Raw genomic sequence first — 19005 nt, 5'->3', positions numbered from 1 at the left:
GGACCGCACATGCGCGAAGATGGGCGGGTGAGTTTCTGGCCAGCGCCCCATATCGAGGTCCCCGTCCACGCGACCGTGACCCTGCCCGGTTCGAAATCCATCACCAATCGCGCGCTCATCCTGGCCGCACTGGCCGATGGGCCGTCCACCCTCACGGGTGCGCTGCGCAGCCGCGACACCGACCTGATGATCAAGGCACTGCAGAGCCTGGGCACCGAGATCCTCGGTGACGCCGAGACGCTCGAGGTCACCCCGGCGCCGCTGCGCAGCGCCGCCGTCGACTGCGGCCTGGCCGGCACCATCATGCGCTTCCTGCCGCCCGCCGCCGCGCTGGCGACCGGCGACGTGGCCTTCTTCGGCGACGAGCAGGCCAAGTCCCGCCCGCTGACCACCATCCTCGACGCGCTGCGCAAGCTCGGCCTCGATGTCGACGGCGACGCGCTGCCGTTCGTCGTCCACGGCACCGGCAGCCTGCGCGGCGGCGCGGTCACCATCGACGCGTCGGGTTCCTCGCAGTTCGTCTCCGGCCTGCTGCTCTCGGCGGCCCGGTTCGACGAGGGCATCACCGTCCACCACGACGGCAAGCAGCTGCCGTCCATGCCGCACATCGAGATGACGGTGGAGATGCTGCGCCGCGCCGACGTGACCGTGCACACCCCGACCGATTCGCGCAGCGCGCAGACCTGGACCGTGGAGCCGGGCCCGATCCGCGCGGTGGACTGGGAGATCGAGCCCGATCTGTCCAACGCCACCCCGTTCCTGGCCGCGGCCGCGGTCACCGGCGGCGAGGTGAGCGTCCCGATGTGGCCGCGCGGCACCACCCAGCCCGGTGACGTGATCCGCGAGATCCTGGTCCGGATGGGCGCCGAGGCGCGCATCTTCGACGGCGTGCTCACCGTGCGCGGCCCCGGTCGCCTGGCCGGCATCGATATCGACCTGCACGACGTCGGCGAACTCACCCCCACCGTCGCGGCGCTGGCCGCCCTGGCCGACTCGCCCTCGTACCTGCGCGGCATCGCGCACCTGCGCGGCCACGAGACCGACCGGCTCGCGGCCCTGTCGACCGAGATCAACCGGCTCGGCGGCAATGTCACCGAGACCGAGGACGGCCTCGAGATCGTGCCCGCCCCGCTGCACGGCGGGCAGTGGCACTCCTACGCCGATCACCGGATGGCCACCGCGGGCGCGATTCTCGGTCTGCGGGTGCCCGGCGTGGAGATCGAGGACATCGGTACCACGGCCAAGACGCTGCCGACCTTCGTCACCTTGTGGGAGCAGATGCTCGACCCCGCGCTATCGGGTGAGGGAGCGGCGCGCTGAGCCGCCAAGGCCGCTCCGCAGCCAGCTACGACGAATCCGATGTCCGGGTCCGCCCGGGCAAGGCCTCGCGTCCGCGCACCAAGACGCGGCCGCGGCACAACGACGCCGAGGCCGCCATGGTGGTCGCGGTGGACCGCGGCCGCTGGGGATGTGTGCTCGACGGTGATGCCGACCGGCGCATCGTCGCCATGCGGGCCAGGGAACTGGGCCGCACGCCGATCGTGGTCGGCGACCAGGTCGACGTCGTCGGCGATCTCACCGGCAAGCCGGACACCCTCGCCCGCATCGTGCGGGTCGCCGAACGCAGCACGGTGCTGCGGCGCACCGCCGACGACACCGATCCGTTCGAGCGGATCGTCGTGGCCAATGCCGAGCAGTTGTTCATCGTGGTCGCGCTGGCCGATCCGCCGCCGCGCACCGGTTTCGTCGAGCGGGCCATGGTGGCCGCCTACGCCGGTGGGCTGGAACCGATCCTGGTGCTCACCAAGCGCGATCTGGTGGCGGAGTCCGAATTCGCCGCCGCGTTCGAGGGTTTGGACCTGAAGATCCTCTACGCCGGGATCGACGATCCGATGGAGCCGGTGCTCGAGCTGCTCGACGACCGGCTCACCGCGCTGATCGGGCACTCCGGGGTCGGTAAGTCGACGATGGTGAATCGCCTTGTGCCCGATGCCTATCGGGCCGTGGGCGAGGTGTCCGGGGTGGGCAAGGGCAAGCACACCTCCACCCAGTCGGTGGCGCTGCCGCTGCCCGAGGGCGGCTGGGTGATCGACACCCCCGGCGTGCGGTCGTTCGGTCTGGCCCACATCACGCCCGACGACGTGATCGCCTCGTTCACCGACCTCGCCGACGCCATCGAGGACTGCCCGCGCGGCTGCACCCACCTGGGTCCGCCCGCGGACCCGGAGTGCGCGCTGGACCAGCTCCCCGGCACGGAACGGCGGGTCGCCGCGATTCGTCAGCTGCTGACCGCGCTGATCTCGAACGAGACCTGGTAGCAACCGATTCCGTGCCGGGGCCGGCGCGTCAGAACCCGAAGGATCCGGTGCCGGTGCCGCCGCCGTCACCCGGGCCGGGATCGGTCGGTACGTCGGCCACGGTGACCACCTTGGTGGTCGACGAGCTGGCCACGCCGCTGCGGCCGGAGAACGTCGCGCCGATGGTGTAGGCACCCGCGGCACCCGGCGTCCACACGATCGTGGCCTTGCCGTTGGCGGCGACCGGGATGTCACCCAGGACGTTGTCGCCCGCCTTGAACTGGACGGTGCCGCCGGCCGCCGCCGGTGACACGGTGGCCTCCAGGGTGACGGCCTTGCCGACCTGCGCGCCGGTCACCTCGGTGAGCACGGTGCTCGACACGGCGTCGCTGGAGACCGTGATGTTCGGGCCCTTGCCCTGGTAGGTGCCGTCGCCGAGCGAGCCGCCGTAGTGCATGGAGGTCGGCAGCGGGGTGTCACGGGCGCAGTTGACGCCCACCTTGTACTGCACCTCGAAGGTCTGCGACTTCGGTTCGATGTTCGGGTACACCGGGTACTTGGTGATACCGAATTCGGCGCGCACCCAGTCCGAGGACGAGGTGTCGAGCTGGACCTGGTCACCGCCCATCTTGGCCGAACCCGGGACCGGGGTCAGGCAGGCCGGGTGCAGGTCCTTGATGTTGTAGATGTATTCCACCGGGATGCCGGTGCGCTCGAACTTCGTCGTCACGGTCACGGTGTCGCCGACGACCGGGTTGGTGTTGGACACCGTCCGGGTGAACTTGCTGTTCCCGTCGTTCCAGGTGATCGTTCCCGGCGCCGCCGATGCCGTCGCGGGCATCGCCGCCACCGCGAAACCGGCCGCCACCGCGAACGCGGCCATCGAACCGGCCACCCGCTGCACTCTTCTGTCCACCATCGTTGTCTCCCACGTACACCGGGCGCCCTCGACGTCGTCGTCGAGGCGACGAATCGCCCGAGCTGGCGAGCAGTAGATCACGCAGTGACACCCACGCGGATCGAATTCCGAAATGAGTCTCATTCAGATTGCGAATTCGACTCACGTTGGTTCGCGTTCCCGGCAACCGGGCCCCGACGCCGGTAGCGTCTCCCCCATGAAGCCACCGGCGATCGGTTATCTGCGCCGCGACATCTCGGGTGTCGCCCAGTCCTGGGACGAAACGCAGATCCGTTCCCTAGCCGAGCGACTCGGCTACCGCTTCACCAAGACCGTCGTGTTCAGCAACCGCACGACCAATCCCCTCGGTCGCCTGCTCGACGTGGTGACCACCACCGAGGCCGCCGCCGTGGTCACCCCCGACCTCACCCACCTGGGCTCCGACCTGCCCCACCGGCTGCTCGCCGCGTGCGACATCATCACCGTCACCCCCGAGGTCACCCACGCCCGCACCATCCCCGCCTTACCGGCCTAGCCACCGGCGGACCATGGACGTTCCTATCGTCTGATCGACGTGGGCGCGGCTGTGAGCTCGCGCGGCCTCCGGCGCGGAACGATGAACCTCGCAAAACGCCCAATTTTTGCGAGCCTCGGAGGCCGTGCCATGTGTTCCGACATACTCGATCTGGACGCTGTCGACGTCGATCCCGACGACTACGTCCGGGCCTTGATGAGCTGGCATTTCGGTGCCGACACGGGGAGTCCGTACTGGTTACGGCGGGCCGCGGAGCTCGACTTCGATCCGCGGACCGACGTGCGGAGCTTCGACGATCTGCGCCTGTTCCCCAACGTGATCGACGAGTTCCGCGACGTCGCGGTGGAGGATCTGATCCCGCAGGGCTTGCGCGGCGCGGATCGGGAGATCGCGGGGGTCTACGAGAGCGGCGGGACGACGGGGGCGCCCAAGAGGTTCGTGATGTTCGAGCGCTGGATGGAGTTCGCGCTGTCCTGGGACGAGCACCACTACGCCGACCTGGGAACGACGAACACCCTGGCCATCGCCCCCAGCGGCCCACACATGTTCGGGGAGTTCGCCGCCCGGCGCGCCCGCAGACACCACGGCGTGAAGTTCACCGTCGATCTGGACCCGCGCTGGATCAAGCAGCTCATCGGCTCCGGCGACACCGAGGGCGCCGACCGCTACGCCGAGCACCTGATCGACCAGGCCGCCGCCATCCTCACGACCCAGTCGGTCGGCATCCTCATCGCGACCCCGCCGCTGCTCGAGCGGCTGGCCCGGCGCCCGGAGCTGGTCGACGCGGTGCGCGCGCAGGTGAAGTTCCTGTGCTGGAGCGGCGCGCACATGGATGCCGACACCCGGGAGATCCTGCGGCAGGAGGTCTTTCCCGGCATCCCGCTCAAGGGCCTCTACGGCAGCACCACCATTCTCGGCATGTCGCGCGAGCGCGATATCGAGCGCGCGGACGGGCTGGCCGTGTTCGATACGCCGAGCCCCTACATCGCGTTCCGGGTGGTCGATCCGGCCACCGGCGACGATGTCGCCGAGGGTGAGCGCGGTCAGGTGGTGATGAACCACCTCACCAAATACGCTCTGCTGCCGAACAATCTGGAACGCGACACCGCGCTGCGGGCCGCGCCCGCGCCGGGCGCGCTCGGCTGCGCCGTCGCCGATGTGCGGCCGGTGCGGACCTTCGCCGACAAGTCCGTCATCGAGGGGGTCTACTGATGATCGAGATCGACGCCCTCGGTCCCGCCGGCTCCTACCACGCCCGGCAGCGTCTGCCGATCACCGCGCTCGACGGCACCGAAGTCGGCACGCTGGGCCAGGTTCCGGCCCTGTTCGTGCGCCGCGCGCTGGCGGCGATGCGGGCCGCGCCCACCGTCCCGGCCGCCGAACGCTTCGCGCTCATGGCCAAGGCCGCCGAGCTGTTCACCACCGCCACCATCGGCGGCCTCGATCCCGAGGAGTACGTCCGGATCGTCTCGACCGTGTCCGGCGTGCCCCAGCAGGTGGTGCGCCGATCGGTCGAGTGGGTCGCCGAGGTGCTGCGATCATCCAGCGACACACTGACATTCGCCATGCCGCGGGGCGCGGTCGCGGAATGGTCCGACGATCGCACGCGCGAGGGCGCGGGCGTGTGGGTCCGCAAGGGCGACATCTTCGCGGTGCACGCGGCGGGCAATACGCCCGCGGTGCACGGGCTCTGGCCGGAGGCGCTCGCGCTGGGCTACAAGGTCGTCGTCCGGCCGTCGGCGCGCGAGCCGTTCACCGCGTTCCGACTGGTGAGCGCCCTGCGGATGGCGGGATTCCCGCCCGCGACGATCACCCTGCTGCCCACCGACTACGCCGCCGCCGACGTGATCATCGCCGAGGCCGACTACGCGATCGTCTACGGCGGTCAGGATGTCGTCGACAAGTACGGCGCGAGCTCGCGGGTGCTCACCCAGGGCCCCGGCCGGTCGAAGATCCTGATCACCGCCGACGTCGACTGGCGCGAGCACATCGACGTGATCGCCGATTCGGTGAGTCACCTGGGTGGTACCGCCTGCACCTGCACCACCGCGGTGCTGGTCGAGGGCGATCCGGAACCGGTGGCCCGGGCGCTGGCCGAGCGCCTGGCCCGCATCCCGAGCCTGCCCGCCGATCATCCCGACGCCCTGCTCACCGTGCAGCCGGTGCCGACGGTGACGGCGATCGACGCGTACCTGCACGAGGTCGCGGGCACGGCGACGCCGCTGCTCGGCGGCGACACCATCGTCGACGAACTTCCCTCCGGCGGTGCGGTCCTGCGCCCGGCCGTGCACCTGGTCGACTCCGCGACCGCGCCGCAACTCGGGGTCGAACTGGCCTTCCCCTGCGTCTGGGTCGGACCGTGGCTGCCCACGGACGGCATTGCGCCCCTGCGCGATACGCTGGTTCTGACGGCGATGACCACGCGCCCCGAACTGGTCGAGGCGCTGCTGCACGAACCGACCATCACCAATCTCTACCTCGGTGACCATCCGACCACCTGGCTGCGGCCCGGCGTCCCGCACGACGGCTACCTGGCCGAATTCCTCATGCGCTGCAAGGGCATGATCCGCTCCGGCCTCTGATCCGGCGCGCCCGCGCCCGGCCTGTCCCCGCCGGGCGTGGGCGCATGCGAGAAAATGGCCGGGTGACCACCGAGAACCCGCGCCCCCGACCACCGGCGATGAGCCCGACCATCCTGGTGATCACGCTGTCGCGCCGGGTCGAGGCCGCACTGAGCGCCGGGTTGGCGCCGCTGGATCTCACGGTGGCCAGGCTCGGGCTGCTCGGGCACATCAACGGGTTGCCGGGCGCGTCGTTCAGCGAGCTGGCGCGGATGTCGGGGACGAGCGTGCAGAGCGTGCACACCGCGGTGAAGTCGCTGGTCGCGGCCGGACTGGTGCAGGACCGCACCGCGCGCGCCGGCTCGGCGTCGGCGATCGAGCTCACCGAGGCGGGCACGCGCCTGCTCGGTGAGGCGCGAAAGGTGGTGACACGGGTCGACACCGAGCTGTTCGGACCCGACGCCGACCCGATCCAGCGGCGGGTCGGCGCGGCCGTCGTCGCCGCGTTCACCGGCGCGTCGACAGCCTGAACCGTCTGCCCGCGTGACGTGACCCCACCAACCTTCAATGTTGTTGAAACTCGAGCTAAGCTTCAGCCACATTGAAGGTCGGAGGGAGTCGACAGGTGGAACATCTCTTGCTGTCCGTGCACGTGGTCGCGGGCATCGTCTTCGTCGGGGGCTCGGCGGTCGCCACCAGCCTGTTCCCCCGCTACGCCCCGGTCACGGCGGGCGGACCCGATCCCGAGGCGGTGCGCAGCCGGTCGGTCGCGGTCGCCCTGCACCGGATCACCGGCAACTACGCCAAACTCGCGATCATCGTCCCCGTGATCGGCATCGTCCTGGCCACGATCCAGGGCCGGATGAACGAAATCTGGATCACCATCGCGATGATCACCACCGCCATCGCCGGCGGCCTGCTCGCCGTCCAGATCCACCCACTGCAGCGCCAGGCCCTCGACACCCCCGACGACGGCAAACGGCTGCGCACCCTGTCCATGCTCGCCGGCATCTACAACCTGCTCTGGACCGCCGTGGTCGTCCTCATGATCGTCCGCCCCGGCTCCGCGACCTGAAAGCGGCCGCCATCAGGCGTGTTTGGCGCCGATGGTGTGCAGGATCTCGTGGATGATCGGGTCGGTCAAGCGGTTGGTGACCGTGCGGCCTTCGCGACTGGAGGTGACGCAACCTTCGTGGCGCAGGACGCGCAGGGCCTGGGAGATCGCGTTCTCGGTGCGGCCGATGGCGGCGGCCAGTTCGCCCACGCTGATGCCGGGAGTGCGGTGCAGGCACAGCAGGATCTCCAGGCGGTTCGGGTCGGAGAGCAGGTCGAATCGCTGGGCCCAGGCGGCGATCTCGACGTCACCGATCGCGCGCCGACCGAGTTCGACCGGCGATCCCTCCAGTGTGCGTGGCTCTCCCATGGCGACGCTCAGCTTAGTCCTCGACTGGACAGCGCGGCTATTATCTGTCCATCTGTTCAGATAAACATGAGTTGGGACGAGGATGAGGCTGCACGCTCGGTCGCTGTTCGCTGTGGGGGCCGCGTGCGCGCTGGCCGTGGCGCTGTCCTCGTGTGGCGCGCCGACGAGCGGGTCGACCGACTCGCTCGTCCTCGCCGACGCCTATGAGCTGGGCGGATACAACCCGGTGGCCGGATACGGCGCGGCCGGTGAGGCCAAGATGTACGACGGCCTGCTGCGCCTGACCGGCGGTCCCGGGCTGTCCGGATTCGCCCCGGCCCTGGCCACCGCGCTGCCCACCCCGAACGCCGATGCCACGGTATGGACCGCGCCCCTGCGCACCGGCGTGCGCTTCAGCGACGGCTCCGCCTTCGACGCCGCCGACGTGGTCGCCACCTATCGGGCGATCCTGGACCCGGCCTCGGCCTCGGCGGCCCGCTCGTCGTTCTCGATGATCGAGCGGGTGGAGGCCGTCGATCCGACCTCGGTCCGGTTCACCCTGCGCCACCCCTACGCCGCGTTCCCCACCAAGCTGCTCATCGGCATCGTCCCGGCCGAATCCGTCGCCACTCCCGGCCCCGCGACCGCGTCCACGCTCAACACCGCGCCGATCGGCACCGGCCCGTACCGGCTCGTCGGCCTCGAACCGACCCGCGCGGTCTTCGAGGCGAACGAGGACTACTGGGGCGGCGCGCCGGCGGTGCAACGGCTGACGCTGCTCTACGTCCCCGACGACAACACCCGCGCGCAGCGGATGGCCGCGGGCGAACTCGACGGCACCACGCTGCCGCCGCTGCTGGCCGAGACGTTCGGCGCCCGGGCGTCGATGTCGGTGCGGGCCAACACGTCCGCGGATTGGCGCGGCATCTCGATGCCCGCCGGCGACCCGGTCGCGGGCCACCCCGCCGTGCGCCTGGCCCTCAACTACGCGGTGGACCGCCAGGCCATGATCGACAACATCCTCGGCGGCCACGGCCGTCCCGCGTACACCCCGCTGCCCGAGGTCTACGGCGATGCCCACAACCCCGCGGTGACCTTCGCGTTCGACCGGGCCCGCGCCGAGCGCATCCTGGACGAGGCGGGCTGGCGTGTCGGCCCCGACGGCATCCGCGCCAAAGACGGTGTGCGCGCGAAGTTCACGCTGATGTACAACTCCACCGACACCCTGCGCCGCGATCTGGCCCTGGCCTTCGTCTCCGACGCCAGGCGCGTCGGCGTCGAGGTCGATCCGGAGGCGCTGTCCTGGGACCGCATCGAGCCGCGCATCGACACGGCGGGCATTCTGCTCGGCGGCGGCAGCGAACCGTACGACCCCGATACCCAGGCCTACGCCACCCTGCACTCGCCCGCGGCCGACCCCGGCGCGAGCAGCCCGTACGACAACGCGAGCAGGCACCGCGACCCCGCGATCGACGCGCTCCTCGAACAGGCGAGGCGCAGTACCGATCCCGCGATCAGGGCGGCCGCCTACCGGGATGTGCAGAGCCGCTACGGCCAGGACCCGAGTCACGTGTTCCTGGTGCACCTGGATCACACCTACGTGGTGAAGGACTCGGCCTGGACCACCTCCGGCCCGATCCTGGAGCCGCACACCCACGGCGTCACCTGGGGGCCGTGGTGGTCGCTGCAGACCTGGACCCGCTCGTGACCCGCGGCCGGTTGCGCGGTCGCGGCATCGGCGCGATGGCGGGCCGGCGGTTGGTGGCGCTGATTCCGGTGCTCGTCGCGGTGTCGGCCGGGCTGTTCGCGGCCGCGGCGGTGTCACCGTTCGATCCGCTGGTCGGCTATCTCGGCGCGCGCTACGAATCGACCAGCGCCGCCGACAAGACCCTGCTCACGGACCAGCTCGGCGTGGACGCGCCCTGGTATCAGCTCTACTGGCGATGGGTCACCGACCTGCTCGGCGGCGACCTCGGCGTCTCGCGCGGTTTCGCCCAGCCGGTGAGCGAGCTACTGGCCCAGCGCATTCCGTGGACGGTACTGCTGGTGATCGTGGCGATGACCGCGGCCGTGGTGGTCGCGCTCGGTGCGGGGGTATGGGCGGGCATGCGTCGCGGCGGGCTCGTCGACCGCGGGGTCGCCGCCGCGTGTGTGATCCTGCAGGGGCTGCCGCCGTTCGTGGTGTCGCTGGCGGCGATCGCGGTGTTCGCGGTCGGCCTCGGCTGGCTGCCACCGGCCGGGCTGACCGACGCGGGCGCCGACCCCGGATTCGCCCAGGTGGCACGGCATCTCGTGCTGCCCGCGTCCGCGCTGGCGCTGTCGCAGGTGCCCTGGCTGTTGCTGGCCGTGCGGGAGTCGGTGTCGGGCAACCGGAGTGAGGATTTCGTGGTCGGCGCGGCCACGCGCGGCATCGACGCCACGACGATCACCCGCAGGCATATCCTGCCGACCTCGCTGGCCCCGTTCGTGACCATCCTGGGTGTGCGGCTGCCGGAGGTCGTGGTCGGCGCGGTGCTGGTCGAGGAGATCTTCTCCTGGCCCGGCGTCGCCGGGGCGTTCGTGCAGTCGGCGAAGGACCTGGACATGGCCCTGCTGGCGATCCTCACCGTCGGCACCACCTGCGCGGTCATGCTCGGTTCGCTGCTGGCCGACATCGCCGTGGTCGTGCTCGATCCGCGGGTGCGGGCCGATGGCTGAGCGGCGGCGACTGTTCCTCGCGCTGGCCGTGCTGGCCGCCGTGGTGCTGTACGCGGTGCTGGTGCCGTGGGTGGCCGGTGTCGACGACCGGCTCACCGATTTCGCTGCCGCCCGCCAGGCGCCGTCGGCGCGGGCGTGGTTCGGCACCGACGCGGCGGGCAGGCCGCTGTTCGTCCGGATCGCGGCGGCACTGCGTACCTCGCTGGTGGTCGCGGCGTGCGCGGCGGCGGTGTCGACGGTGATCGGGGTCGGCGTCGGCGCGGTCTCGGCGCTGGCGGGCGGGCGGATCGATCGGGCGGTGATGCGGCTGGCCGACACCGCGAACGCGCTGCCGCACCTGCTGCTGGGGATCGTCATCGTGGCGCTGTTCCGCGGGAACGCGGCGGCGGTGGTGCTGTCGATCGGACTCACGCACTGGGTGCAGGTCGCGCGGATCGTGCGCGCGGAGAGCCTGAGTCTGCGCGAACGCGAGTACGTGGCGGCGGCGGTGCTCGCCGGAGCCGGACGGACCCATCTGCTCACCCGGCATCTGCTGCCCGCGGTCGCCCCGCAGGCACTGATCGCGGTGGTCCTGCTGCTGCCGCACGCGATCTGGCACGAGTCGACGCTGTCGTTCCTCGGATTCGGACTGCCGCCGCACGAACCGAGCCTCGGCACCTTGCTCGAGGAAGCGCGCACCTCCCTGCTGCTCGGCGGGTGGTGGACGCTGGTCTTCCCCGCCGGCTTCCTGGTGCTGACCACGGTCGCCGTCGCCATCGCCGGCTCGGCACTGCGCGGGGTACTGCTCCCGCCGAAACCCGCGAGGATGCCCCGGTGACCGGACTGTCGATCGACGCGCTCACCGTGCGGATTCCCCTGCGCGGCAAGGATGTCGTGCACGCGGCCACCGAGGTGTCGCTGGAGGTGGCGTCGGGAACGGTGACCGCGCTGGCAGGCGAGTCCGGCTGCGGTAAGTCGATCGTCGCCGCCGCTGTGGTCGGCGTGCTGCCGCCGACGGCGCGCACGGACGGGGCGGTGCGCCTGGATCTGGGTGACCGGACCGTCGACCTGCTCGACGAGGAGAACCCGCGAACCGGAGCCCGCCCGCCACGCGCCGGACTCGGCGCCGCGACCCCGGCCCACCGGGCCTTGCGACGCCCTCGCCGCCGCGAGCACTCCTACCGTGGACGCCACATCGCCCTGATCCCGCAGTCGCCGGGGACGCACTTCACGCCGGTGCGCACGATCGGTTCCCAGCTCGCCGAGGCGATCGCCGCGCTGGGCACCGACCACACCCCCGCCGCCTTGGTCGAGCGCGCCGGGCTCGAGTCCTCGGCGCTGTCGCTGTACCCGCACGAACTCTCGGGCGGGATGGCCCAGCGGGCGGCGGTGGCGGCGGCTCTGGCCGGCGATCCGGAGGTCATCGTGGCCGACGAACCGACCGCCGGACTGGACCGGGCGCGCACCGACCAGATCGGCCAGTTGCTGCGCGAGTGCGCTGATCAGGGCGCCGCGGTCCTGCTCATCACCCACGATCTGGGGCATCTGCTGCGCGCGGGCATCGCCGACACCGTCGCGATCATGTACGCCTCGCGCCTGATGGAGGTCGGCCCCGGGCGGGAGGTTCTCGACGATCCGTGGCACGACTACACCGGCGATCTGCTCGCGGCCCTGCCCGAACGCGGGTTGCGCCCCCTGCCGCATCCGCCGCTCGCGCTGACCAACCTGTCCGAGACCTGCCCCTACGCGGGCGGGCCCACCGCGCTGGTTCGCGAGGGCGAGCGCATGATCCGCCGACCGAGGTCCCGATGCTGATCGCCGACGCCCTCACCGTGGGCTACCGAGCCGAGGAGCCCGTGGTCCGCGGGGTCGACCTACGGGTCGCGCCGGGCGAGATCGTCGGGATCACCGGCGATTCGGGCTCGGGCAAGACCACCCTGGCCAAGACCCTGGCCGGACTGCTCCCGCCGCACGCGGGCACGGTCACCGTCGACGGCGAGCCGCCACACGCGCGGCGCGGGGCGATCGCGATGGTCTTCCAATCACCGCGCGCCGCCACCAATCCCCACTTCACCCTGGCCCGGATCATCGCCGAACCGGCCACGATCCGCCGCCTCCCCGCGCCCGACCTCACCGCGGTCGCCGCCGCGGTCGGCCTGACTCCGGACCTGCTCGACCGCCGCCCGCACGCCCTCAGCGACGGTCAGCTCCAACGCGCCTGCGTCGCCAGGGCGCTCACCCAGCGCCCCCGCTATCTCGTCCTCGACGAGGCCACCGCCATGCTCGACGCCGCCACCACCGCCACGATCATCCGGCTGATCATGACGAAAGCCGCCGACACCCTCGGCGTGCTCCTGATCAGCCACGACCGTCCGCTCCTCGACGCCACCTGCACCCGCGTCACCGCCGTCGAGAACGGCACCCTGACCACACGCTGACGCCTCAGGCTGCCCTCAGCAACACGACTTAACGTGTGCTCCCGTGACTTTCACACAGGGGATTCCCGAGACCCAACGGCGCAGCCTGAGCGGGTGGGGGCGCACCGCGCCGACCGTCGCCGAGGTATTGCGCACGCCTGACATCGGCGTGATCGCCGAGCGGGTGCGCACGGCGGGCCCGCGCGGGGTGATCGCGCGCGGACTGGGCCGCAGCTACGGCGATCCGGCGCAGAACGGCGGCGGACTGGTCGTGGACATGACCGCGCTCGACCGCATCCACCACATCGACCCCGACAGCGGGATCGCCGACGTCGACGCCGGGGTCAGCCTGGATGCCCTGATGCGGCGCGCGCTGCCGTACGGACTGTGGGTCCCGGTGCTGCCCGGCACCCGGCAGGTGACGGTCGGTGGCGCCATCGGGTCGGATATCCATGGCAAGAACCATCATTCGCAGGGCAGCTTCGGCAACCACGTGGTGTCGCTGGATCTGCTCACCGCCGACGGTTCGGTGCGGACACTGACCCCGCAGGGCCCCGAGTCCGAGCTGTTCTGGGCGACCGTCGGCGGGATGGGGCTGACCGGCATCGTGACCGGTGCCCGAATCCGCTTGAAGCACACCGAGACCGCGTACTTCTTCGTCGACAACGACCGCACCCGCGATCTCGACGAGACGATGGCGCTACTGACCGGCGGGTCCGACGACGGCTACGACTATTCGATGTCGGTGCCCGACACCATTTCCACCGGCGCGAAACTCGGTCGGGCCGGGTTCAGCCGCGGTTCGCTCGCGACCGTGGACCAGTTGCCGGTGAGGCTTCGCAGCAAACCACTGACTTTCGATGCGCCGCAATTGTTCACCGTGCCCGATATCTTTCCGAACGGGATGGTGAACAGCATGACGACGAGAATCGCGGCCGAGGCGGCGCATCGCATGTTCCCGCGACGGGCGCGCGGTCGCATCCAGAATCTGACGCAGTTCTATCACCCGCTGGATCTGCTCGGTGAATGGAATCGCGCCTACGGCAGGCGCGGGTTCCTGCAATACCAGTTCTCGATGCCGTTCGGCGCCGAGCGGCACCTGGCCCGCGCGGTGCAGGCCATCGCCGAGTCGGGGCACCACTCGTTCCTCAACGTCTTCAAGCGGATGGGCCCGAGCAACCCGGCGCCGCTGTCCTGGCCACACCCCGGATACATGCTGAGCTTGGACTTCCCCATCACGGCCGGCCTGGATCGCTTCTGCCGTGAGCTCGACGAGCGGGTGCTGGTCGCGGGCGGGCGGCTGTACTTCGCCAAGGACTCGCGGACCGCTCCGGAGACGATCGCGGCGATGTATCCGCGGCTGGACGAATGGCGGCGGGTGCGGGACGCGGCCGATCCCGAGCAGGTCTTCGCGTCGGATCTGTCGCGGCGGCTCCGGCTCGTCCCGGCAGTGGCCGACCAGGGACGACCCTGACGTGTTTCAGATCACGATGGCGAATTCGGGGGTGAAAGTTCCACGCGGCAAATGACATTCGAACGCAATGGCGCAGATCACTGTCCGTTTTGTGTTCTTATGACATTTTAAGTTACATCTCAGCAACATTTAGTTGGACACTTGTTCATGGGTGCTCGATCGAGGGCCTGCGCTCCCCCGGGAGCATTGCCATTGAGGGAAAGACTGCATTCATGAAGCTCAGCAAGGTTGCCGCAACCTCCGCACTTGTCATCGCCGCGCTCGGTATCGCCACCGGCACCTCGCACGCCGCCCCGGCCCCGGCCCCGGCGCCCATTCCCGCCTTCCTCGACGGCGTGAGCCAGGGCGTGAACCAGGTGCTGCCCGGCATCAACTGGAAGACCGGCATCGAGGGCGACTCGGTCGTCGTCGAAACCGACGCGGGCTCGCTGGCCAGCGAGAACGGCCAGTTCCAGGTCCGTGACGGGCAGGGCAACGTCGTCGTCGGGTTCCCGCTCGCCTACACGCTCAACGACCTCGAGTACCCGATCGACGCCGCCATCGACGGCACCCGCGCCGTGCTCACCCCGCGCACCGAGGCGGCCTCGGCCCGCCCGTCCACCCTGCTCAAGGACGTCGTCCGTCAGGACGCCTTCGACGACGCGGTGAGCGCCGCCGCCACCCAGTTCGGCATCGTCACCGCCATCGGCACCCTGGTCGGCACCCTCGTCGGTGGCGTCGCGGGCTGCGCGATCGGCGCCGCGGGCGGCCTGATCCTGGGCATCCCGGTGCTGGCGCTCGGCGGCGCGACCGGCATCGCCGGCTGCCTCGCCGGTGGCGCGGTCGGCATCCCGCTGGGCGCCGCGGCCGGTCTGGTGATCACCGGCGTGCCCGCCGCGATCGCGATCGGTATCGGCTTCAGCAACCGGATCAACGCCCCGGAAAACCAGTAGTAGCCACCGCGAAGGCCCCGTCCGGTGGACGGGGCCTTCGTGCTGTGTTCAGTCCGCCAGCCGGATGCGCAGCGTCTCGTAGGTGGGGATGAAGACCTTGCGCCGGTAGCGGCGCTCGACGATCTCCCACGGCCTGCCCGCCGCGGTCAGCGCCGCGAGCAGCGCGGTCAGCTCGGAGTGCACGAGCTGGGCACCCAGGCACAGATGGCGGCCGCCGCCGAACCACAACTGCCGGGTCTCGGGCACGTAGTCGCGGTGCACGCTGAACTCGCCGACCGCGTTGTTGATGGTCCAGGTGAGGATCTTGACGTGCTCGCCCGCACGCAGGTCCCGATCCGCCACGCGCACGTCGGCGGTGACCGAGCGCCCGACCAGGTAGGCCGGACTGGTCACCCGTAGCGTCTCGCGCACCGCGTCGGGCAGCCGCTCGGGCGCGGCCAGCAGCGCCCGGTGCTCGCCGGTGTCGTGCATGATCGCGACCATCCTGGTCATGGCGCTGGCCAGGGTGTCGGTGCCGGCCACCGCCATCAGGATGGCCAGCCCGGCCGCGTGCTCGACGTCGAGGCCGAGTTCGCGACAGCGCCCCAGCGTGGTGTCGGGATCGGCGCGCTCGTAGGCGGTAGGGACATTGACAGCCAGCTGCCCGGCCAGCTCCTTCGCCCGCGCCACCGCGACGGGGTCGAGCGTGGTCGAGGCCATGGTGCCGAAACCGAGGTTGACCAGCTCCTCCACATGGTGGAACAGCCGCAGGAACAGCGCGTCGAGGTCGTCGGTGGGATCGCCGCCGATGGCCGCGGCGATGTCCTCGGGGCGCATGCCGACCAGGTCGGACACGCTGCGCCCGACCAGGATCTGGGCGCGCGCGGCGATGTCGACGGTCTCGCCCTCGGCCAGCCGATCGCGCAGATCCCGCAGGTCAGGACCGATGACGCGCTCCACGAGCGCATCGGTGTGGGTCAGGGTGAACAGGTCTCGCACCGTGGTCCGCAGCTCGGTGTGACCCGGGCCTTCGAACAGGTCCTCGACCCAGTCGCCGATGACCTGCGCCCACCAGTGCCCGGCGGCGCCCTCGGAGACGATGCTGAAGTGCGTGCTGTCGTTGTAGATCTGGCGTGCGACCAGCGGATCGGCAACGAACCAGCCGAGTTTGGGGACCTTGCGAATCGGGCGCGCGACCCGGCCCAGCAGCAGCACGCCGGGCAACCAGGGCTGACCTGCGGCGAGTAGGGTGAGTTCATGGCGTCGGGCAGCACTCCACACCCCGGCACAATCTAGTTGAGCGAGACCGAATAGTGAAGGTCTGTGACTAGGATCGGCGAGATGCGCTGATGGAGGACTGTGCATCGCGCGATATTCGGAAGTGAACAAGCACATGGTGAAATCCACAATCGAGGCCGTCGGCGCGTATCTGCCCGCCCGCGAGGTGACCACGGCGGAGCTGATGAGCCGGCTGGCCATCGACGCGCCGCTGGATCTGGAGAAGGTCAGCGGGGTGGCGGCGCGGCGGGTGCGCGGCGTCGACGCGCAGGGCAGGCCGGAGGACTCGTTCAGCATCGCGCTGGCCGCCGCCCGAGAGGCGCTGGCGAACTCCCGCTACGAGGCCGCCGAACTGGAGGTGATCATCTCCTGCTCGATCACCCGCACCCGGGGCGAGGACTTCTGCCTCGAGCCGTCGTTCGCGCTGATGCTGCGCACCGCGCTGGGGGCGAACCGGGCCATCCACTTCGACGTGTCCAACGCCTGCGCCGGGATGATGACCGGAGTCCTGCTGCTGGACCGGATGATTCGCTCCGGCGCGGTCCGCAGGGGCATGGTGGTCTCCGGCGAGTGCATCACCCCGATCTCCGATACCGCGGTGCGCGAGATCTCGCAGAAGTACGACCCGCAGTTCGCCTCGCTGACCGTCGGCGACGCGGGCGCGGCCGTGGTCCTCGACGCCACCGACGGCCCCGGCCTGGACTACGTGGAGCTCAACACCAGCGCCGCCTTCGCGAAACTGTGCCTGGGCATGCCGAGCGATCAGGGCCCCGGCGTCGCGCTCTACACCGATAATCGCGCGATGCACAACGAGTCGCGGTATCTGCTGTGGACCTCGCGGCAGCGCGAGTTCCTGGCCGCCCGTGGTTCCGACTTCGCCGCCGAGGGCTACGACTATCTGATCCATCATCAATTCAGCGGTCCCGCCGTGGAATTGATCGACAAGATCGCCGAGCGCGAGTTCGACTCACCGATGCCGCCGAAGCTGGCGGTGCTGGATCGCTTCGGCAACACCGCCTCGACCTCGCACTTCGTGGTGCTGCACGACGCACTGCGGCAGGGCCGGATCGCGCCGGGGTCCAAAGTGCTGCTGGTGCCCGCCGCGTCGGGCGTGGTCGCCGGGTTCTTGTCGGTGACAATCGGCGATCTGCGGGTATAGGACAGTATGGGAATCATCATTTCTTCGGCCGTCACGCAGACCGGTGGCGTCAGCTCGGTGGGTCAGGCGGCCGCCGCCGCGCGGGCCGCGCTGACCGGTGCGGGCTGTCCGCCGGACCAGGTCGACGCGCTGATCAACGTCGGGGTCTACCGCGACGCGAACCTCGTCGAACCGGCGGTGGCCGCGCTCATCCAGCAGGCGGCGGGCATCGGCCTCGAGTACCGGCCCGGCGACGTGCCCTGCCTGTCGTTCGACCTGATGAACGGCGCCTGCGGCCTGGTCAACGCGGTCGGCGTGGCCGCGTCGCTGCTGGCCGACCTGCCCGCCGGGCACGTGGTCGTCGTCTCCGGCGACGCGCATCCGTCGATGCGCGCCGACGCGGACTTCCCGTTCGAGCCGGTCGGGGCGGCACTGGTGCTCGAGAATTCCGCCACCGCCATCGGTTTCGGCGGCGTGCACGTGAGTGCCGGTGACGCGCTGCCCGATCCGCAGGGCTACGTGACGCTCTCGGCGATGGGCGCCACCGGACGGTCGGCATTGACCGTCGAACTCGACACCGGCACAGCGGAACTCGTCGAGCACGCGACCGCGGCGGCCCGGGAAGCATTGGCTGCCGACGACATCGAGGCCGAGCGCGTGGTCCTCGTGTGCGGCAAGCCGACGCCCGAATTCGCCACGGCACTGGCCGCCGAACTCGGCGTCGCCGCGCTGGTGACCGACGACTTCGCCGGTGACGCGCACACTTCCGCGCTCACGGCCGCCTACGTGGCGGCCCGCGAGGCCGGACGCACGGATCAGCCGCTGCTGTTCGTGGCCGCCGACGGCGGGCCGACGGCAGCCGCGGTGACCTACCGCGGGCCCGGGGTCCGGTGATGACCACACACGCCGCGTCGACAGCGAACGCGAACAAGGAGAGGTGGACGGTGACGGCACCGCAGCAGACTCAGGCGCGCCATCGCGCGGCGACGGCGAGCGCCCCGAACGCGACGACAGTGCTCGCCCTGCGGGCGGTGCCGGTGCTCGGCTGGGCCTACGTGGTCCTCGGGATCGTGCGGCCGTTCCGTTCCCGCCTGGCGAAGCTGGCGTTCTGGATCGATCTGGCGCTCAGCGTCGGCGCGCACCTCGCCCAGATCCCAGCCGCGCGGCGGGTGGCCGCCGAGCACGGGATCGGGCCCGGCCGGGCCGCCGCGATGACGATGCTGCTCGGTGCGACCTGGTGGAAGACACTGGGCGAGGCCGATCGGTGAATCGGCGTGGGCAGCGGCGCGCGACCGCCGGGACCGGTGCGCCCCGGCGGTCGGGCCGGGTCCACGTCGTAGGGTGACGCGATGACTGTGCTGGTGACGGGGGCGAGCGGGTTCGTCGGCGGGGCGATCGTGCGCGGCCTGCTGGCGCGC

The 19005-nt window shown here is 70.8% G+C and carries 20 protein-coding genes; 17 read left to right on the top strand and 3 right to left on the bottom strand.

Annotated features, from left to right (window positions below):
• Positions 1-9 precede the first annotated feature (9 nt).
• Both aroA and rsgA read left to right on the top strand, forming a co-directional pair.
• The gene (aroA, locus tag V8688_RS21250; protein ID WP_218718670.1) at positions 10-1320 is read left to right on the top strand and encodes a 3-phosphoshikimate 1-carboxyvinyltransferase; all 1311 of its coding nucleotides are present in this window, start codon (positions 10-12) and stop codon (positions 1318-1320) included.
• Positions 1317-2318 carry a ribosome small subunit-dependent GTPase A gene (gene rsgA / locus V8688_RS21245; RefSeq protein ID WP_255587810.1) on the top strand — a complete coding sequence of 334 codons (1002 nt, stop codon included), beginning with the start codon at positions 1317-1319 and terminating at the stop codon, positions 2316-2318. Before aroA ends, rsgA begins: the two co-directional genes overlap by 4 nt.
• Positions 2319-2346: 28 nt before the next feature.
• Here rsgA and V8688_RS21240 read toward each other — a convergent pair whose 3' ends face one another.
• A complete protein-coding gene (locus V8688_RS21240) occupies positions 2347-3216 on the bottom strand; it encodes an Ig-like domain-containing protein (RefSeq protein ID WP_218718668.1) in 870 nt (289 codons plus the stop codon).
• 196 nt (positions 3217-3412) lie between these two features.
• On the opposite strand from V8688_RS21240, the gene V8688_RS21235 reads away from it, so the two are divergent.
• From V8688_RS21235 to V8688_RS21215, 5 genes are all read left to right on the top strand, one after another.
• The gene (locus V8688_RS21235) at positions 3413-3730 is read left to right on the top strand and encodes a hypothetical protein (protein WP_218718667.1); all 318 of its coding nucleotides are present in this window, start codon (positions 3413-3415) and stop codon (positions 3728-3730) included.
• A 129-nt stretch (positions 3731-3859) separates the two neighbouring features.
• Positions 3860-4942 (top strand): AMP-binding protein, encoded by a 1083-nt coding sequence (locus V8688_RS21230; RefSeq protein ID WP_342801544.1) that lies wholly within the window; start codon positions 3860-3862, stop codon positions 4940-4942.
• Positions 4942-6312 carry an aldehyde dehydrogenase family protein gene (locus V8688_RS21225; protein WP_342801543.1) on the top strand — a complete coding sequence of 457 codons (1371 nt, stop codon included), beginning with the start codon at positions 4942-4944 and terminating at the stop codon, positions 6310-6312. The genes V8688_RS21230 and V8688_RS21225 overlap by 1 nt, the downstream gene beginning before the upstream one ends.
• Before the next feature lie 62 nt (positions 6313-6374).
• The gene (locus V8688_RS21220; protein WP_308248487.1) at positions 6375-6821 is read left to right on the top strand and encodes a MarR family winged helix-turn-helix transcriptional regulator; all 447 of its coding nucleotides are present in this window, start codon (positions 6375-6377) and stop codon (positions 6819-6821) included.
• A gap of 95 nt (positions 6822-6916) precedes the next feature.
• The gene (locus V8688_RS21215) at positions 6917-7366 is read left to right on the top strand and encodes a hypothetical protein (protein ID WP_316575877.1); all 450 of its coding nucleotides are present in this window, start codon (positions 6917-6919) and stop codon (positions 7364-7366) included.
• A 12-nt stretch (positions 7367-7378) separates the two neighbouring features.
• On the opposite strand, the gene V8688_RS21210 is transcribed toward V8688_RS21215, so the two are convergent.
• Complete coding sequence (locus V8688_RS21210) at positions 7379-7714, bottom strand: metalloregulator ArsR/SmtB family transcription factor (protein WP_316575878.1); 336 nt, start codon at positions 7712-7714, stop codon at positions 7379-7381.
• Positions 7715-7796: 82 nt separating this feature from the next.
• Here V8688_RS21210 and V8688_RS21205 point away from each other — a divergent pair, with 82 nt between their 5' ends.
• From V8688_RS21205 to V8688_RS21175, 7 genes are all read left to right on the top strand, one after another.
• A complete protein-coding gene (locus V8688_RS21205; RefSeq protein WP_342801542.1) occupies positions 7797-9401 on the top strand; it encodes an ABC transporter substrate-binding protein in 1605 nt (534 codons plus the stop codon).
• Between the two features lie 35 nt (positions 9402-9436).
• Positions 9437-10390, top strand: a complete 954-nt coding sequence (locus V8688_RS21200; RefSeq protein WP_218718688.1) for an ABC transporter permease — start codon at positions 9437-9439, stop codon at positions 10388-10390.
• Positions 10383-11207 carry an ABC transporter permease gene (locus tag V8688_RS21195; RefSeq protein WP_218718661.1) on the top strand — a complete coding sequence of 275 codons (825 nt, stop codon included), beginning with the start codon at positions 10383-10385 and terminating at the stop codon, positions 11205-11207. Before V8688_RS21200 ends, V8688_RS21195 begins: the two co-directional genes overlap by 8 nt.
• The gene (locus tag V8688_RS21190) at positions 11204-12184 is read left to right on the top strand and encodes an ATP-binding cassette domain-containing protein (protein ID WP_218718660.1); all 981 of its coding nucleotides are present in this window, start codon (positions 11204-11206) and stop codon (positions 12182-12184) included. The genes V8688_RS21195 and V8688_RS21190 overlap by 4 nt, the downstream gene beginning before the upstream one ends.
• A complete protein-coding gene (locus V8688_RS21185) occupies positions 12178-12807 on the top strand; it encodes an ATP-binding cassette domain-containing protein (protein WP_342801541.1) in 630 nt (209 codons plus the stop codon). The genes V8688_RS21190 and V8688_RS21185 overlap by 7 nt, the downstream gene beginning before the upstream one ends.
• A gap of 43 nt (positions 12808-12850) precedes the next feature.
• Positions 12851-14260, top strand: a complete 1410-nt coding sequence (locus V8688_RS21180) for an FAD-binding oxidoreductase (protein WP_342801540.1) — start codon at positions 12851-12853, stop codon at positions 14258-14260.
• Between the two features lie 212 nt (positions 14261-14472).
• On the top strand, positions 14473-15192 hold the full coding sequence (locus tag V8688_RS21175; protein ID WP_342801539.1) for a hypothetical protein: 720 nt from the start codon (positions 14473-14475) through the stop codon (positions 15190-15192).
• Between the two features lie 48 nt (positions 15193-15240).
• Here V8688_RS21175 and V8688_RS21170 read toward each other — a convergent pair whose 3' ends face one another.
• Positions 15241-16452 carry a cytochrome P450 gene (locus V8688_RS21170; RefSeq protein ID WP_308248485.1) on the bottom strand — a complete coding sequence of 404 codons (1212 nt, stop codon included), beginning with the start codon at positions 16450-16452 and terminating at the stop codon, positions 15241-15243.
• Positions 16453-16564: 112 nt separating this feature from the next.
• Between V8688_RS21170 and V8688_RS21165 the strand changes: the two genes are divergently transcribed.
• From V8688_RS21165 to V8688_RS21155, 3 genes are read left to right on the top strand one after another with little or no spacing between them, the layout of a single operon-like run.
• Positions 16565-17608, top strand: a complete 1044-nt coding sequence (locus tag V8688_RS21165) for a 3-oxoacyl-[acyl-carrier-protein] synthase III C-terminal domain-containing protein (protein ID WP_218718657.1) — start codon at positions 16565-16567, stop codon at positions 17606-17608.
• A gap of 6 nt (positions 17609-17614) precedes the next feature.
• Positions 17615-18481 (top strand): hypothetical protein, encoded by an 867-nt coding sequence (locus V8688_RS21160; protein ID WP_218718656.1) that lies wholly within the window; start codon positions 17615-17617, stop codon positions 18479-18481.
• 50 nt (positions 18482-18531) lie between these two features.
• A complete protein-coding gene (locus V8688_RS21155) occupies positions 18532-18855 on the top strand; it encodes a hypothetical protein (protein WP_342801538.1) in 324 nt (107 codons plus the stop codon).
• The last annotated feature ends 150 nt before the right edge of the window (positions 18856-19005 follow it).

Source organism: Nocardia sp. No.11 (assembly GCF_038752175.1).
GTDB classification, from domain to species: domain Bacteria; phylum Actinomycetota; class Actinomycetes; order Mycobacteriales; family Mycobacteriaceae; genus Nocardia; species Nocardia canadensis.
The sequence above is the reverse complement of the archived record's forward strand: the minus strand, read 5'-3'. Positions and strand labels throughout refer to the sequence as shown.